A 16273-nucleotide genomic window follows, 5' to 3' on the forward strand; every position below is an offset into this window, starting at 1 on the left:
TATGAGTGATTTCTTTTTTTATTTTTCAAGTAATCGGTTTTTTATTAGCGCAGAGCAGCAACTCTGCGCTTTTTTACTTTTTATGACAGTTATTCTTAATTCAAATTAACGAGCGATTTGTTTAAGAATGTTGACCCACATATCGGCATAATGCGGCCATGCTAAAAATTCTTTACTTCCCCAGTGAGGAGAACAGTCACTCATAAAGCAGCCTGTTTTTCCTTTTTCAAACTGACCAAATACCAGTAATGGATCTTCGCCAATATTTAATACAGTTTCTGTATTCTCTTTAGCTGAAACTTTGTTATAGCCAAGGAACATTGGCCATTCACCAAAACCTTTTACGGATGCATGCTCTGCATTAACCGCACTTGCAAATACACCTTCTGGCGCTTCAACACGATCGTCGCCATCCAGCATTTCAACAGGCAGAACTTCTGCAAGTAATGTATTTTTGTAGTTTGCTTTAGCTTCAATACCCATAAATGACAAGTAACCACCAATCATTAATAAACCACCGCCATTAACCACAAACTCTTTAATTAACCCTAATGCGTTAGGGATAACTTTCATGTTATAGAAAGTATCGTTTTGCAGAAGGAACGTATTTGCACCAATATCACTAATAACAATGACATCGTATTTAGCTAATGCTTCAGCCGTTTGAGGGAATGCAACCTGAACGGTATGAGCTGGCATATAATCAACTTCAACACCCTTTTCTCTTAAGCAACTTAATAAGAACGTTGAACCTTCTTCATATTTGCTGGAAGTGAAACTGTCGTAGCCTTTGGAGTGGATCATATGAATGTGCCATGACTCACCAATAAATAAGATTTTCATTTTTATTCCTCTTTCAAAAAAGATTATTTATTCAGGGGATTGGGTGACAATCTGTGAATATGTTGTTTGATTGATGCGATGCATGACATTAATATCTTCAGGCATTTCTGAAGCATTACTCGTCTCAACAGCTAATGATGAAAAAGCTGATGCATAGCGTAACGCATAAGAAAACTGCTTTCCTTTTGCCAATGAGGCAGCGAGTGCTCCATTAAAAGCATCACCTGCCCCTGCTGTATTTTTTACAACTGCCGGATATGCCGGCGAATAAATATACTTATATCCGTCATAAGCTAACGAACCTTTACTACCCAGCGTAATAACCACCTTATTTACGCCTTGCTGATAAATAGAAACTGCAGCATTTTTTGCAGATTCTAAATCAAGTACTTCTATCCCAGATAATAAACTTGCTTCCGTTTCATTAGGTGTTAAAACATCTATCATTGGAAGTAATTCATTAACTATTTTGTTATAAGGTGCTGGGTTAAGAATAATAGGAATATTATTTTCGTTTCCAATAGCAATAATTTCTTTTAATGCTTCAATATTCGTTTCTAATTGAATTAAAATTATATCCGCGTCAATAATTTTATCTTTCTGTATTTTTACTTCATCAGCAGAAATATCCATATTAGAACCCGAGTAAATAGAAATAATATTTTCTCCACTCTCCTCCGACACAAAAATAGACGCTGTTCCTGTTTGATAATTTTCAGTTTGATATATCGTTGACGTTTTTATTCTTGATGACGATATAAAATTAACTGCATAATCACTAAATTGATCAGTACCTATCTTCGTAATAAAATGTACTTGTGCATCAGCATAACTCGCCGCCAATGCTTGGTTACAGCCTTTACCTCCTGGTGAGAAGATAAATTTATTCGATAATAAGGATTCCCCGGCTTCTGGCAATCTAGGAAGATAACTAATCATATCAACATTAAATGAGCCCAGTACGCACACCTTATTTATTGCAGTCTTGTTTGCTAAATCGTTTTTATCAATTTGATCATTACATTCTAGAAATTGTATAATTTCTTTCTTAGCGACTTTATCTAATGTCTCAAATTCTATAAAAGCACCACCATGGCATCTTTTTATAATTCCTTTTTCTGCTAGTGTATTTAAATCTGATCGTATTGTTTCTTTGGTAACATCAAGTTCTTTGGCCAAAACAGAAACTTTTACTGCACCATTACCTTTAATCAGATTAATTATTTTTTTATGACGTTCTGCTTTCATTTAATGTTACCTCTATGGCAACAACTTTAGTTTATTAGTTGTTATGGGATTGTGATTACAATCATATGTTATTTATTAAAAGCAAAAAAAAGCAGAAATACAAAAATAAAAAACAAAAAGAAACAGAAATAAACAATGATAATCGTAAGATTATTTAATAAATAAATTTGGAATTTATTTCTTTTTCAGAAAAAACGAATCAACATATAACGTCATTCCAATCTATTTACCATAAATAAATTTAATATTATTTTTTATTTTTATACGGGAGATAAAATTAAAAAATTAAATATAAAAATAAAATTCACTTTTATAAATAAGGCATTACAGAAAAATAATTTTATATTTCTGTAAAATATCCGTAATAATGCTTAAATAAAATACAATCTAATTGAATCGAGCAATGCATTAATTATTTTTATCATCGCGGATTTTTAAAACGCATTTACCATAAAGAAATTCTAATCATTAAATACCAAAGAAAACGATACCCTTTTACCAAAGAACATAAATCACTTAAGTAATGCAAAAGTAATGCTTAAAACATCTTCTATTTTTGTCTTTTCATTTTTGTGATCGAGATATCATTCAATACGTTTACAACACCCTTTTCATAAATAGAATATTGATTATTTATTTCAATCTTTCATTTTATGCACCATTTTTACAGAGAGCTGGCTATTTATCTTTGTCTATATTGCACATCGATTGGTCAAGCTTTGATCTAATTTTGTAAATAAGGAAGGCTTTCTATACGTTTTATCCATTGTTTATAATAATTATTTATATTGTTGAACATCTTTTAATCGGATAATAAATCCTAAAAACAAAAATTATTAATACTTAACACCGAAAACAACGCAGTTAAAGTGATTTAATTCTAGCTGTTTTTGTAAAACAACCTTTTCATCAGAAACATTCTGACATACTTCTTTTCTGGTACTTACCTCGTTTCATGCCTAACTTTATTACTAACAGGAAAAACATCAGTGTTCATAGACAAGAAGTACAACGTAAAATAAGGATATATTAATGAAAATAAAATCACTTATCGCAATCTCATTATTAAGCGCTAGTTTTTCTCTTTTTGCCGCAGAGAGTTCAACATCAACTGCCAATATTCAAACTCAAGGAGTTATTCAGGCTCAAAAAGAACTGAATGACTATGAGAAAGTCATGATAGAAAAAGTTTGGATAACGACTGATGCTATCGATGAAAAAGGAAATAAAACTGTGGCCGATAATCCTCAAGTCAGCAACTATTTTGGACTTGCTGAGTATTACCCTAATGGCACTTTTATTATGTTTACACCGGAAGGTAAACAGAAAATGCAAGGTGATTGGTCAATGTCAGATGATGGCAAAATACGTACCTTAGTTGCCAAAGATACTGAGGGTAAAACATTATTCACCCGAGATGTAGAAAATATCACGGTTAAAAATGATGAATATACCTATCGTATTTATCCAAATGCTGATGATCGTAATACCTATTTCGATATCATCCATCACGTTAAAAAATAAATTTAGTACGTTGTTTTACCTGCAAATTAATCCTACTCAATAAGTAAAAAGGGTTACTTATAAAAATAAGTAACCCTCACTTTACTTTATAACCGACTTATCATTTCGCCGAAATAATCGGATAATTAAAGTATGGTCTGAGATTGCCCTTCAATCCAATAAATCACTTCATGCGCTTCTTCTGGTGTTGGTACTTCCAATTTACTCAACATGCGTTCCATTACTTTAACTGGCACGGCTTCGTTTCTTGCATTATTTTGCCTCTGCCACTGCACATAAGGGACTTCAATATAAACCAATCTAATTTTCGCATTATAACGATAAAACAAAGAGATAAGTTGATCTCGCATTTTTCTTGTAATATTGGTGGCATTCCAAACAAAAGGTTTATGCTCTCGTAAATAAAGACGGGCTTGTTCTTTTGCTTGCTGTACTATCCAACCATTAGCATCTCTGTTATCAGGCTTAATATTATGCTGACGACGGAGATCATCTAAACTCACAATCGGAAGATCTGCACAATGTTGGCGAATAAAAGTATCTTTTCCCATACCTGGTAATCCACATAACACCGTAACTTCACTTCCTTTTTCAGGGTAAGGCTCATAATTGCAATCCGTACTATTTTCTGTATAAAAATAGTGAAAGCGAGCATCATCTGAAGGAAATGGAGCAACCTTACGCCAACAATTTAGCTCTTCACAATAAAGCGCAAATAACACAATTTTATCAAAAAGGGCTTGTTTATCTTCACAATCTCGCCCTAAAACATCAGCTTTAGCTAATAATGCCAACAAATAGCAATCTACTCTTAATGATGCAGCAAGCAGCGCTTTTTTAGGATCAGGCTTATCCATCACCCACAACGGCAGCCCATGAAAGCGAACTAAAGCCGCGATCTGCTCTCTATCAGCAAAGCTTAAAGGTACTTTTTCATACAGAAAAAGACGTGTTGTTAATTCCCCTTTACGTGCATGACCCGGTGAAACAATACGCCCCTCTTCTTCGCGTGTTGTAGATCGTTTTTCCACATCATGAAGTAGTGCCGAGATCCATAAAATTTGCTGTTCTCTTTCAGTTAAAGTCTTATATTCTGGCAATGATTTAACTGAATTGATTACTCTTTGTGTATGTATCGCCACATCACCTTCTGCATGATGAATAGGATCTTGCATAACACCAGCCATATCACTAATTTCGTCATACAATCCACAGAGATGTTCCCATGACATTTCAGTGTGTAATTTCTTATGAAGCATCATTGAGACTCCTGTGTTTTTTCCCAAATTAAAGAGGCTCGTCGCCAATTTTTTTTCCAATGAACATCTGTTTTAACGTGATCTTTTCTAACATATTTAAAAACACGATGTGAAAAATCATCTAAAGAAAATGATTGTGCATCTCGTGTAACAATACCTTCCATTGGGCTTGGTTTTTGCGTTAAAACATCATGTGATTGAAAGAAACTTGCCTGTTTCGCTTGTGAAACAATCATATTTTCAAAATCAGTTTTATCCTGACATTTAGGCAGTTTAATTTCTGGCACAGTTGGAAGATCAAACAGAGAAGCATAAAACTGCACTTCTTCCCAACTTAGCCATTTATCTTTATAACGAACCGCAAACACATAAAAATATTCTTCTAGGTGTGCATATTCAATAGAATGAATGGCATATAGATTCTCGCCGAAAATATCTAACTCACCTAAATCATTTTTCATCAATTGCCAACGTTGACGCAATTGAGATGTCCACGCTGATTGTGTTGGGGTTGCATGCGAGCGAGCAAAAACACCCATTTTATTCAGGCAATTATTTTCTCCATCCAGTTTTTCTGTATGGATAAGTTGTTTTATCTTGCAAATATCCTGCCACCATTGTGCATTTATACGATCGTCGTTTGTTGTGCCCGGTGAAAAAGGATAGTGATAAGTTCTATCATATTTTTGTGATTGATTATTCATTATTTAATACTCATCAAGTAACAGAAGTCCTACCAAATTTAAAAAGAAATTCAGTAAGTTAATTTTTCTGTATTGCACTATTCCTTCAGTGCCTTAATGTGTATTACATAACAACGACCTAAATAATCAAAAGAGAGAGGAAAATAAATTTAGACAGATATTACCTATAACTTTCCAAAAGAGCTAGACAATTAATATACATTTTTCTTTGTATTTTTTCTAATTAGTCTTACGCTTGAAATAACTTAAAGATAAATATCACTGTGGATATGGAAAAATATTTTCAGAGTTAATCAGATTTTCAGGAAAAATAAGTGGATTATCTGAAATAAATGGCATATCTAATTTTCGACTACCCGTGGAAATAGAAACCCCAGCTCTTAACCATGCAGCAGCAACTAGCTCAGTGCAATAAACACCCTGTCCTGGGTAAATACTAAATTTTTCACCAACTCGTTCTAATGCAGTTTGCACCGCAATATTTCTAGCTTCTTCACTTCCTTTCACTTGGTAAAAACGAACTGAATTCGGCTTTGCTCGACTAATGAAAAATTCAAGACTATCCACAGTAACGCCATCTTTTATATTGCTATGTTCACTGGGTGTAGAATGGATCACTTGAACACCGTAATCAGAGATCCACAGCATACCTACGTGGCTAAACCCACTTTTATCAACTTGTTTAATTATCTCACTAATAACTTCATCCCCATCCCGAAAGACTAAATCACCATTTTTTAAGTCATGAGGCAAAGCGAGTGCATAAAATGCACCCGCTAAGAATAAAGCTACAATATTAAATATGCGAACAATCACTTGAAAGCAACTTTCCATTTACCATCAACATTAATCATTTCTTGTGCTTTTGTTTTTTCTACACCATCTTTTAAGACAGTTTTTAATGTCACTATTGCGCTCTTTTTATCTTCGCTATATTCAACACTAACAATTTCAACCTTGCTTAAACCACCCTGCTCTTTAACTTGTTTCCCTGTTTCCGCAACAATCATCTTAAACTTGCTATTAAATTGCTCTGCTCTTGGATCTTTTTCCATTTCGCCTAAGTGGATTAATGATACTGCTTTATCTCCATTTCCTTCTGCAATTGCTTCAACGAATGCAACGGCAGCCTGCCCTGGATCATCTGTTTTATCACCACAAGCTGATAACACCATAACTGTAAATATTAAAAACAGAGAACCCACAATTTTCTTTAACATAATTCGCCATCACCATAAAAGTTATTTTAACTAAAAGAAATCTTATATAAAATATTTCCTATATTAAGATATAAGACAGTAAATGCATTATTTAAAATTAATTCAATAAAGAGAGATAACTTACCTTTCCTACCAATAAATTATACGTGATAAAAGTAAGTTTAGGCATATTTTTATATCATTCACTATTTTCAGATAGAGATTAAATGAAACTAAATTAGTTTTGCCGCATATCATAAAAAGAGTAATTTTAATTTGCACAAGAAACCTACTCGTTACATAATGAAAATATCTTATATATTTACCCTTTATAATCAATAAATAAAGAAAAAACATCTCTACTTTAGCTTTTTGCTTTCTTTTTAAGAATATAATTAGGAGCAAATATTAATAATATTGAGTATTAATATTTTTTCGATAACATTAGAATAAAATTATTCTCTATTTATTGTCGAAACTACTTTAATATTTGCTAAATATAATACTTTTTGCCTTAATTTATCTAATTAACAAGCATCATTTAAACTAATATCTCATGAGAAATATCAATTTAATATTACAAATAACAATATTACAACAATTAAGTAGACTAAAAAACAATTCTATTTGTTTTCACAATATATCACAGCGTATTATTGCCTAATATTTAGGTCATTTGCTTATAACACATTGCAAAAAAACACAAATAAACACTAGAAAAATTGTGATCGCATACACTTTTTTGCATCATTAATGCTATTTAAGACAAATAGAAACTGCTTTTTTATCAACAAATAGGTAATCTAGCGGTCTGATTTTGATGACCAAACATGAATAGTTAAAAGGATATTTTATGTTTACTTCACAGCTCATGCTGGTCGGTTATGTGTTGTTGGTAAGTCCTTGTGGAAATGATTCTTGTGATGCAGTTCCTGTTACAGAAACAATTTATACTAAAGATGAATGCACAACACGACTTAACTACTTAAAACAAAAAAGACCTGACCTTATTATTTTCTGTGGAGAAGTCTTGAGAGATCCTGAAGTTACTGATGAAAACCCTTACCTCACCCCACCAGATAGTGCAGACGACGTTTTCAAAATTAAGTAACTAATCTATTCCTAGTTTTATAATTAAGATAAAATACAATTTAATTTGTTTTCTTTTTACGATATACTCTTTGTACTTGAATATGTAAGGACACGTATTAGGAGTCACTAATGTCTATTGCGAAACGTACCAAAGATAAACGCATTGCGTTAGGTTTAACACAATCAGAACTTGCTACTTTAGCGAGTACGACACAGCAATCCATAGAACAGCTAGAAAGTGGTAAAACTAAACGCCCCCGTTTTTTACCTGAATTAGCAAAAGCATTAAATTGTGATTTGGCTTGGCTACTCGAAGGTGAAGAACAACCCAATGCAACTTCTGAAATTCCACCAGAGAATGAATGGCAACCGGTGAGTGAATGGGACAGTAATACCCCTTTAGGTGCCGATGAAGTGGAAATTCCCTATTTTAAAAGTATCGAACTCGCGGCGGGTGACGGTTGTTGTACTAACGAAGATCATAATGGATATAAATTGAGATTTTCAAAAAGCACATTACGCCGTTATGGCGCATCTTCTCAAAACGTTATTTGCTTTTCTGTTTATGGCGATAGTATGTCACCTGTTATTCCCAATGGCTCAACAGTCACTGTCGATACAGGTAACACACGTATTGTTGATGGTGGCATTTATGCTATCGAACAAGATGCCTTGTTTAGAATAAAACTGCTCTATCGTCAACCGGGCGGTAAATTGATTATACGTAGTTATAATAAAGACGAATTTCCTGATGAATCAGCAGAAACTGATTCTGTAAAAATTATGGGGCGTATTATCCATTGGTCAGTAATGGCTTGGTAATCAATAAGCAAAGCAACAATTTCATAGTATAGAATTTTCAGTAACAACTTGTCCTTTAGACAATAAAACCGTTTTATCTGCTAGCGCTCTGATTTCACGAGGCTCATGAGTAACCATGATCATCGTTATTTCCTTAGATTTTAAGGAATCAATTAAATCCCAAAGCTGATAACGTGTTTCCCAATCCAAACTCGAAAAAGGTTCGTCCAGTAGTAACAGTTTGGGTTGGCTAATAAGCGCTCTTGCCAATGCAACGCGTTGTTGCTCCCCTCCTGAAATTTGATGAGGATAACGTGTAGCGAGATGTGCAATTCCCATTTGCTCTAATATCGCCTTTTCTCTCTCCTTGCTTCGTTTCTGTTTTGCACCATATTGTGCTAACCATAAATTTTGTGTCACAGTCATAAACGGAAATAAATAAAGCCGTTGATTTAAATATCGACAAGAGCGTAACCATACTGGTTGTTCATTTATATTTTTATCTGCAAGGTAGATATCACCAGTGTATGAAGTATATCCAGCAATCGCATTTAAAAGCGTTGTTTTACCACTTCCAGATGTACCACTTATTCCTAAACATGTTCCTTTTTCTACGTCCAACGAAATATCTTTTAATATACCCGTTGTTAATGAACGAATTTCTAACATGATCTTTTCCTTTCTCGCTGTAAACGATGTAATGCAAATAACAAAGTAATCGCGATAGCGATAAGAACAAGCGCACAACCTATTGCCAGAGTAAAGTCTCCGCTGGCAATATTTAAATAAATTGCCATAGGCAACGTTTCTGTTTTTAACCTTGTTGCACCAGCTAACATTAACGTTGCGCCAAATTCACCTAAAGCTCTAGAAAATGCAATGATGCTTCCACTCATTAAAGCTGGCCAACACAGTGGTATTTCAATCAAGAAAAATGTTTTTGTTGGCGTTAATCCTAAATTTTGTGCCGTTTGAATATAAGCAGGATCGACAGACTTAAAAGCAGAGAGACTATTTCTCATAATAATCGCGCTTGCGACATAAGTTTGAGCAATAATAATACCCAATGGTGAAAAAAGAGAGCGAGATAATTCAGGAAAAACGCCTGTTAAAGGGCCCTGATTTCCTAACAATAATAATAATCCGATACCGATAACTAATGGAGGAGTAACCAAAGGCAAATCTAATAACGCATCAATAAAACGATGTCCTTTAAAAGGAATTCTTGCCATTGCCCATGCGGCAGGTACACCTAGGATAATTGCTAGACATAAAGAAGTTAACGCTGTACTGAGCGACATGCCAATAGCAAAATGGAATTCAGGATCGGTAATAACTTGCCTCAATTCAACATAAGAAAGTTGGCATATCAATGCAATTAGCGATCCTAAGATCAGAAATAACAATAAAAAAAGTGGAATTAATGCCCATCGAAACACGTTATTTCCTTTTTAAGATAGATATTTATTTTGCTGTAATAATGAAAAAAGCCACCAGTGAGTTGGTGGCGAAAAAACACAATTTATGTGAGAAAAAATCTATGGTTTCGAAATTACAGGAAGAAAACCATAATCAGTAAAAGCCTTTATCCCTTCAGCACGAGTAAAATAATCAGCAAGTAATTGTGCTTCTTTCGGATTTGCTGATGTTTTTAAAACAGCAAGTGTTGCCACTTCTTCTGGGCTACCTTCAGGAACTGGAAGCAAAACGAGTTTATCTTGATTTTTCATTGCATCTGCATACCCAATAATGGCGGCATCCACTTCCCCATTGAGTAAATACATAAGCAATTGTTTAATGGTTGCAGTGCGTACAACAACTTTATCACGTAGTTTATCGCCTTGACCTGATGCATCAATAAGTTGCTCGCCACTTTTTCCTAATGCGATAGCTTTAGCATCACCCATACCTAGTTTTAATGAACTATTCGCAAGATCTTCTAGTGTTTTAATATCACCCACTTTATCTTTACGCACAGCAATAACTGGAATATGGCGAACAATAGAATATTGATTAACTACTTGTCCTTCTTTATTTAACTTTTCCACGTAATCTTGTGAACCGGGAAAAAATAAATCCCCCTGCTTAGTTAAATTAAAGCGTGTTAGTATTTGACCTGAACCGCCATATTCAATAGTAACTTTATTTCCTGTCTCTTTTTCAAATACACTCACAACTTGCTCTACTGGTTGTTTTAATCCAGCGCCTGCATAAAGATGAAGCTCTGCTGCAAATGTATTATGGCAAATTAATCCTAATGCTAGCCCTAAACCAGCAAGAAATTGGCGTTTCATAAAAGTGGTGATCCCGACTATCGTTATATAATTTTTTATATAATGAATGATATAAGTATTTAAGGCAAGAGGCTCATATAAAAAAAGATAAAAATGTTAACAACTTATCATTTTTATCTTTTTCTTTATATGTAAGCTTTACAAAATAGACTGATCAAAACAAATGCTTCAAATACTTTATTTTTATCAGAAATAAGTAAAGCTTAAATAGTGGTTTGCCAACAAATCCTCGCTTTCACGAGGATTTTATTACTAATTGTCTAGCTCTAATAATGCCAGCGCTGTGACTTCATCAATCACAATATCAGTGGCGTAACCTCCTTTTATCGCCCCTATTGTCGCCTGAATATTTTCCACACCACCAGCAATAAAAAGTCTCTGTGTTATTTGTCTTAACTGAGCAAGGCTTATTCCCATTATTCTAAGGTCAATATCAGAAACCAAAGGATTGCCTTGCGCATCATAAAAACGTCCACAAATTACGCCAACAGCACCCAAATCACGATATTGAGCCATTTCACTGCTCGTTAAAACCCCCGTTGTAACCAAAGGATTATCATCTAATGTATTACCCACAACAAAAAGGGCTTTATTACACTGATTTAGCGCTGAAAAATTACGCCTAATAATAGGTTCAGCTTGAAGTTCCATTGCTAGGCGCGCACTAGAAACCACCGCAGGCACATGCAAATTAATACTGCACCCTGACAACTTGTTTGCGATTAACGCGGCTGCTTCTGTTGTTTTAAAATCAGGCTGTGGCGCTACTGCACCTATCATTTGTAGTACGGTGATATTTTTTAATGACTTGGGTGGAAGATAATTACCCAATTTATAAATTGTTCGTCCCCAAGCAACACCTAAAATATCATCGTCATTAATTATCTGAGAAAGATACATTGCTCCTGCTTTCGCTAATCTTTCTCTATTCATATTTAAAGTGTGTTGCGATTTATTCTTTTCTTCATCAGGTAAAATAAGCACATTATTAAGATCGAATTTTGCTTTTATTCTGATGGCATAATCAATCGTAGAAAATACTGATGAATCCAAGTTAATATTTACGAATCCTTTTTCTCTAGCTAGATGCAAATATTTCACGACGGTGACTCGAGAAACACCCATAATATTTGCAACTTCACTTTGGCTGAGTCCGTCTTGATAGTAAAGCCACGCAGCATAGAGAACGGGATCATTATCAAATAAACTCGCGTTTTTTAGCGAATTATTATCCATTTTAAACCCCACAAATTTTTATAAATCTTATGACTAATTAGTTTATTTTATATTAGAGATATTATTGAAGGTAAAAATGCCTTTAGCAAAATTAAGCCTTATAACACAAATAGATAGATTTCATTAATCTAATAATAATATCGGCACCCTGATATTTTTCTTTACTACAAGAACCTTATAATACGTAAAAAGCCCTTAATAATGCCGTAAACATTTCATATCGAGAAAGTTTTTTTTGAAAAAACTGTTTTATTTCGCTAAAAATAAAAATATTAGCTTTAAGTTTTAAAAAGTTTTATTTTGATAAAATTAAAATCACCAAACCTTATTGTTGCTATGAAAGATCGAATTAATTTTAAAAGGAAAAACAATGATAATTGCATACTCAACCGCACCAAATGAAACAATCGCTAATGAAATTGCTCACCACCTCATCAATGCAAAACTTGCTGCTTGTGTGAATTTAATACCTCACGTAAAGTCTATTTATCATTGGAATAATGAAATTGTTGAAGATAATGAAATACTTATGATGATAAAATCCGAAAAAAGTAAACAGCAAAACTTAATTGATACTCTTATCGAAATACATCCTTATGATACTCCTGAAGTAATTATAATACCGATTGAAAATGGTTTTAAAGGTTATCTTAATTGGATCTATACCTCCTTGAATTAAAATAACGTTAAATTTTTAACGAGATCTCTTTTCTAATTCTCTTTTTCAAAAAAATGATAATTAATTGTAAATTAAAGCATCTTATATCATCTCAATTATGAGACAAATAACTCGATGTTAATATTAAGCTAAATTTCTTATTTTTAATCATGACAAGTGTTTTAAATACACTTTATAAGTGTAAATATTTTAATTTCAACTGATGATAATCTAGATACTTAATTAAATTTCGAATATAAAAATATTTATTTTATTAATCTGAATATTTTTAAAAAAAGGGAAAATATAGGCAGAATAGCCTTTAATGCTAAATTAATAAGGTTACCAATATCTTATTCTATTTATTCTCTGCTATAATAAATAGGCTTTCTCTAAATTACATGCAAAAAGGAGTGAGTTGTGAAAACAAACAGAGTCGCAAGACGTATTTTAGGTTTACCTTATAATTTGAGTCGGTCTAAAAAGAAAGTGCGTTTTTCCATTATTGCCTCTGCAAACGCAGAAAATATGCCTGCTGAGTTAAAAAATACAGCTAAAATCTGTTTAAAACAGGATTTTAGAAAGAACGCAGAGCACAAGCGTATATATATGAAGTTAACAGATGCTTACCCAGAGTATCTTGCAACTAATTAATATTTTTATATATCAACGCTATTTAATAAATATTTTTACATTTAGTTTGTATACTTAAAATATTTAAAATAGCATATCCCTTACATTACGTAAGGGATATTAGTTTTCTAGGCTAGTTTATTTTTCTATTAGTTATAAAGCTCTTTTCTTATATTTATAAGAGCAACTTCTGCAATTGAAGGCTCAATTTTTTCAGGCAACAGGCTTAATTGAAATGCTCTCTTAATAGTCTTAATAAGAATTTCACTGCGCTCTAATAATTCATTATAACTAAACTGACCTGCCTTAATTACTAATAATTCATCTCTGTTATCACACCAAACCTTCACTTTACCTTCTTGTGCAATCCCTAATGCAATATAGAGTAATCTAAAGGTATGCATCATATTCTTGCTATCATAACTTCTGCCATGATCGATGTTTTGTTGGTAACGAACATCATTACGTTGCTCAACCCACTGCCAATATTCATGATATTGCTTGCGATATGCACTATAACCTTCTTTATTAAAGCTAAGATAACCTTCTAGTTTTGCTGTTTTAGAAATACTACTTAGCAATACATCATTAGCATTTTCTTTTTTTATTATTCCTTGATAAGGCACTTTATCACCATAATAAATTGCATAAGTATCTTGAGCATGAGTAAGTTTTGCTAACCCAACATTCTCTTGTTTCCAACGTCGATTTTCTAACCAAGTATTGATTAATGTTGTTTTTCCATCTTCAATGACATAACAAAAATCAAGAATAGTTTTTAATTTTTTTTCGACCGGATTTACTATTTTTTTGTTTAGTCCCTGAGCTTTCTTAATCTGCCCTTGTGCATAGCGCACAAATGTTTGAACACAAGTTTTAGACAAAAACCATTCTGGTTTTATCAATGACATTAAAGGATGTCGATAAGTAACCATCTGTTCGGGTGAATTAAGTAACTCTAAAATATTAGGATTAGATGCACACAATAGTTCTATAAATCGTCCAAGTTCATAATAGACTATATCATTGGTTTCATTACTTACTTGTGGTGTGTATTCCAACCCATAAAAAAGATCTTTAGGAAGATAAAAGACACCTTTAATATCTGTATCTGATGTTTCCGTTGCAAGATTATGTGAACGACTTCCAGCAATACTTTCAAATAAAAGGTAAGGTTTTATATCTTCAATAGTCAGTTTCATCTAATTTTTTCCTAAACCAATTATTTAAAATATTATTATCGGGTACTGTTCTCTTGGTTAATTGAACATTTGTCTCTTGCCATAAAAAGATCACTAGATGTTGCATTGCATCTGTTGGCACCCAAGTAAAATGTTCATCTTTATCTGATTTAAATTCTACTAGTTCTTTGATGGCTTTTTGTTCTTCGATAGTTAAAATTTTTATCAGCTTATCCAATTCCATAGGCGGAATGCTACTCATTTTCACTGTCCAATAAGCGGATAAAAGAGAGCGTAACATATAGAACCATTTTTTTAATTTTATTGGCTCTGCACTAATCTCATTTTTAGCGTTATTTTCAGGACAATATCCACTCACAACTTTAGCAATTCCTCTGTAATGATGAACAATCACTTTTGGTTGATAATAGAGTTCTGCAAGCTCAAATAACTCTTTTTGAACATTAGGATATTGTTGATAAATTATTGGCGATTGGAGCCACTCTAATAATATACAATTCGATTTGCGTAATAAGTGTAGAGCTTTGGTAATATCCCAAGCGCCTACATCAAACCAACTATTTTCTATCCATTCGAAGGTTTCTTTAGGTTTATCAATAGAAAGATAAGCATTACGAGGCCGTATAAAAATACCCCGAACATCATAATCACTATCTGTTGAGGCAAATCCCCAAGCTCGACTACCACTTTCTGCAACATAAAGTAATTTAACTTGATGCTCTTGCTCTATTTGCGGTAATTTTTTTAATATCTCATTATGCATGATATCCTTATCTCCTATTTTATTAAATTACAACATCATGTAGATGCTCTTGTTTATAATTCGAGTATTAAACAATAATAACGAAGTTAAAAAAAAGTGATCAATTCAATGTAACTAATAATGGATTTTTCTATGAATAACAATAAATTTAAAAGCATTGCTGAAATTAGAAAAGATAACCTGATTTATATTATTGAACGCTACTACAACGGCAAACAAAAATTACTGGCTAATGCATTAGGTGTAGCCCCAAGTATGATCTCCCGTTACCTATCACCAAAAAATTTAAAAAGTCATCGTGAACTCACCGATCCTATGTCACGTAAAATTGAGTATGTGACTAGAATTAGTAAATATTGGATGGATATAGACCATTTAAAAGAAGGTCATACAGAGCCAGAAAAAGAAGAATACATTCCGACCGAGATCGGAAAAATACTCTCAGATAACATCACAACATTTATGTTAAACGATGGAATAAAATCAAGAGTTAAACTCTCTGTTGATTCGGGTCTTGCACAATCAACGGTTAACCGCATTATTAATTGTGAAGCCAGTGCCACCGCTGAAAGTATTGATGCTATTGCTAAGGCAATGGGGCGTCAGGCTTACGAATTATTAATCCCTAAGAATGATAAAGGCGCTATTTATTACGATAGAAAAGCCTATTCTAAATTACCTTTAAGTGAACAAATATCAATTCAAAACTTTATTGAATTTATTATTTATAAAAATAATCCTACAACTAGTGAATAGATATATATAAAAAAAAGCCACCAGTAACTTACTGATGGCTTTTGGTTTTTTAACCTTTATC

The 16273-nt window shown here is 33.0% G+C and carries 18 protein-coding genes; 6 read left to right on the forward strand and 12 right to left on the reverse strand.

The features are described from left to right. Nucleotides 1-105: 105 nt before the first annotated feature. Entirely contained in the window at nucleotides 106-843 is a 738-nt protein-coding gene (locus tag ACNART_RS02840; RefSeq protein WP_006532984.1) for a glutamine amidotransferase, read from the reverse strand. A 27-nt stretch (nucleotides 844-870) separates the two neighbouring features. Then, the gene (locus ACNART_RS02845; protein WP_109373588.1) at nucleotides 871-2091 is read right to left on the reverse strand and encodes a PfkB family carbohydrate kinase; all 1221 of its coding nucleotides are present in this window, start codon (nucleotides 2089-2091) and stop codon (nucleotides 871-873) included. Nucleotides 2092-3123: 1032 nt separating this feature from the next. Between ACNART_RS02845 and ACNART_RS02850 the strand changes: the two genes are divergently transcribed. Next, nucleotides 3124-3615, forward strand: coding sequence for a DUF4822 domain-containing protein (locus ACNART_RS02850; RefSeq protein ID WP_349443317.1), 492 nt, complete (start codon nucleotides 3124-3126; stop codon nucleotides 3613-3615). A gap of 125 nt (nucleotides 3616-3740) precedes the next feature. Here ACNART_RS02850 and ACNART_RS02855 read toward each other — a convergent pair whose 3' ends face one another. From ACNART_RS02855 to ACNART_RS02870, 4 genes are all read right to left on the reverse strand, one after another. Beyond that, nucleotides 3741-4877 carry an AAA family ATPase gene (locus tag ACNART_RS02855; RefSeq protein WP_198619905.1) on the reverse strand — a complete coding sequence of 379 codons (1137 nt, stop codon included), beginning with the start codon at nucleotides 4875-4877 and terminating at the stop codon, nucleotides 3741-3743. Next, complete coding sequence (locus tag ACNART_RS02860; protein ID WP_198619904.1) at nucleotides 4874-5578, reverse strand: RNA ligase family protein; 705 nt, start codon at nucleotides 5576-5578, stop codon at nucleotides 4874-4876. The genes ACNART_RS02855 and ACNART_RS02860 overlap by 4 nt, the downstream gene beginning before the upstream one ends. A gap of 258 nt (nucleotides 5579-5836) precedes the next feature. Then, nucleotides 5837-6412, reverse strand: coding sequence for a YiiX/YebB-like N1pC/P60 family cysteine hydrolase (locus ACNART_RS02865; protein WP_232799388.1), 576 nt, complete (start codon nucleotides 6410-6412; stop codon nucleotides 5837-5839). Next, nucleotides 6391-6798 carry a DUF4878 domain-containing protein gene (locus tag ACNART_RS02870; RefSeq protein WP_196532529.1) on the reverse strand — a complete coding sequence of 136 codons (408 nt, stop codon included), beginning with the start codon at nucleotides 6796-6798 and terminating at the stop codon, nucleotides 6391-6393. The genes ACNART_RS02865 and ACNART_RS02870 overlap by 22 nt, the downstream gene beginning before the upstream one ends. Before the next feature lie 832 nt (nucleotides 6799-7630). On the opposite strand from ACNART_RS02870, the gene ACNART_RS02875 reads away from it, so the two are divergent. Together ACNART_RS02875 and ACNART_RS02880 are read left to right on the forward strand one after the other, a co-directional pair. Next, the gene (locus ACNART_RS02875; protein ID WP_006532995.1) at nucleotides 7631-7888 is read left to right on the forward strand and encodes a hypothetical protein; all 258 of its coding nucleotides are present in this window, start codon (nucleotides 7631-7633) and stop codon (nucleotides 7886-7888) included. Between the two features lie 110 nt (nucleotides 7889-7998). Then, a complete protein-coding gene (locus ACNART_RS02880) occupies nucleotides 7999-8691 on the forward strand; it encodes an XRE family transcriptional regulator (protein WP_109373592.1) in 693 nt (230 codons plus the stop codon). A 21-nt stretch (nucleotides 8692-8712) separates the two neighbouring features. Here ACNART_RS02880 and ACNART_RS02885 read toward each other — a convergent pair whose 3' ends face one another. From ACNART_RS02885 to ACNART_RS02900, 4 genes are all read right to left on the reverse strand, one after another. Next, a complete protein-coding gene (locus ACNART_RS02885; RefSeq protein ID WP_160230432.1) occupies nucleotides 8713-9339 on the reverse strand; it encodes an ABC transporter ATP-binding protein in 627 nt (208 codons plus the stop codon). After that, nucleotides 9333-10109: an ABC transporter permease gene (locus ACNART_RS02890; protein ID WP_109401741.1), complete on the reverse strand. Its 777-nt coding sequence runs from the start codon at nucleotides 10107-10109 to the stop codon at nucleotides 9333-9335. The genes ACNART_RS02885 and ACNART_RS02890 overlap by 7 nt, the downstream gene beginning before the upstream one ends. A gap of 99 nt (nucleotides 10110-10208) precedes the next feature. Continuing rightward, on the reverse strand, nucleotides 10209-10964 hold the full coding sequence (modA, locus tag ACNART_RS02895; protein WP_196532527.1) for a molybdate ABC transporter substrate-binding protein: 756 nt from the start codon (nucleotides 10962-10964) through the stop codon (nucleotides 10209-10211). A gap of 252 nt (nucleotides 10965-11216) precedes the next feature. Next, nucleotides 11217-12200: a sugar-binding transcriptional regulator gene (locus ACNART_RS02900; protein ID WP_099075600.1), complete on the reverse strand. Its 984-nt coding sequence runs from the start codon at nucleotides 12198-12200 to the stop codon at nucleotides 11217-11219. A 370-nt stretch (nucleotides 12201-12570) separates the two neighbouring features. Between ACNART_RS02900 and cutA the strand changes: the two genes are divergently transcribed. Then, on the forward strand, nucleotides 12571-12879 hold the full coding sequence (gene cutA, locus ACNART_RS02905; RefSeq protein ID WP_198619902.1) for a divalent-cation tolerance protein CutA: 309 nt from the start codon (nucleotides 12571-12573) through the stop codon (nucleotides 12877-12879). Between the two features lie 399 nt (nucleotides 12880-13278). Further along, entirely contained in the window at nucleotides 13279-13512 is a 234-nt protein-coding gene (gene sra, locus ACNART_RS02910; RefSeq protein WP_109373597.1) for a stationary-phase-induced ribosome-associated protein, read from the forward strand. Nucleotides 13513-13640: 128 nt separating this feature from the next. Here the strand turns inward: sra and ACNART_RS02915 are convergent, their stop codons facing one another. Next, nucleotides 13641-14693 carry a DNA polymerase beta superfamily protein gene (locus tag ACNART_RS02915; RefSeq protein ID WP_198632196.1) on the reverse strand — a complete coding sequence of 351 codons (1053 nt, stop codon included), beginning with the start codon at nucleotides 14691-14693 and terminating at the stop codon, nucleotides 13641-13643. Continuing rightward, nucleotides 14677-15456 (reverse strand): DNA polymerase beta superfamily protein, encoded by a 780-nt coding sequence (locus ACNART_RS02920; RefSeq protein ID WP_198632197.1) that lies wholly within the window; start codon nucleotides 15454-15456, stop codon nucleotides 14677-14679. The genes ACNART_RS02915 and ACNART_RS02920 overlap by 17 nt, the downstream gene beginning before the upstream one ends. A gap of 132 nt (nucleotides 15457-15588) precedes the next feature. Between ACNART_RS02920 and ACNART_RS02925 the strand changes: the two genes are divergently transcribed. Further along, on the forward strand, nucleotides 15589-16212 hold the full coding sequence (locus ACNART_RS02925; RefSeq protein WP_198632198.1) for an XRE family transcriptional regulator: 624 nt from the start codon (nucleotides 15589-15591) through the stop codon (nucleotides 16210-16212). Nucleotides 16213-16273 lie beyond the last annotated feature (61 nt).

The organism is Proteus sp. LHD240705, from assembly GCF_047921555.1.
Classification (GTDB): domain Bacteria; phylum Pseudomonadota; class Gammaproteobacteria; order Enterobacterales; family Enterobacteriaceae; genus Proteus.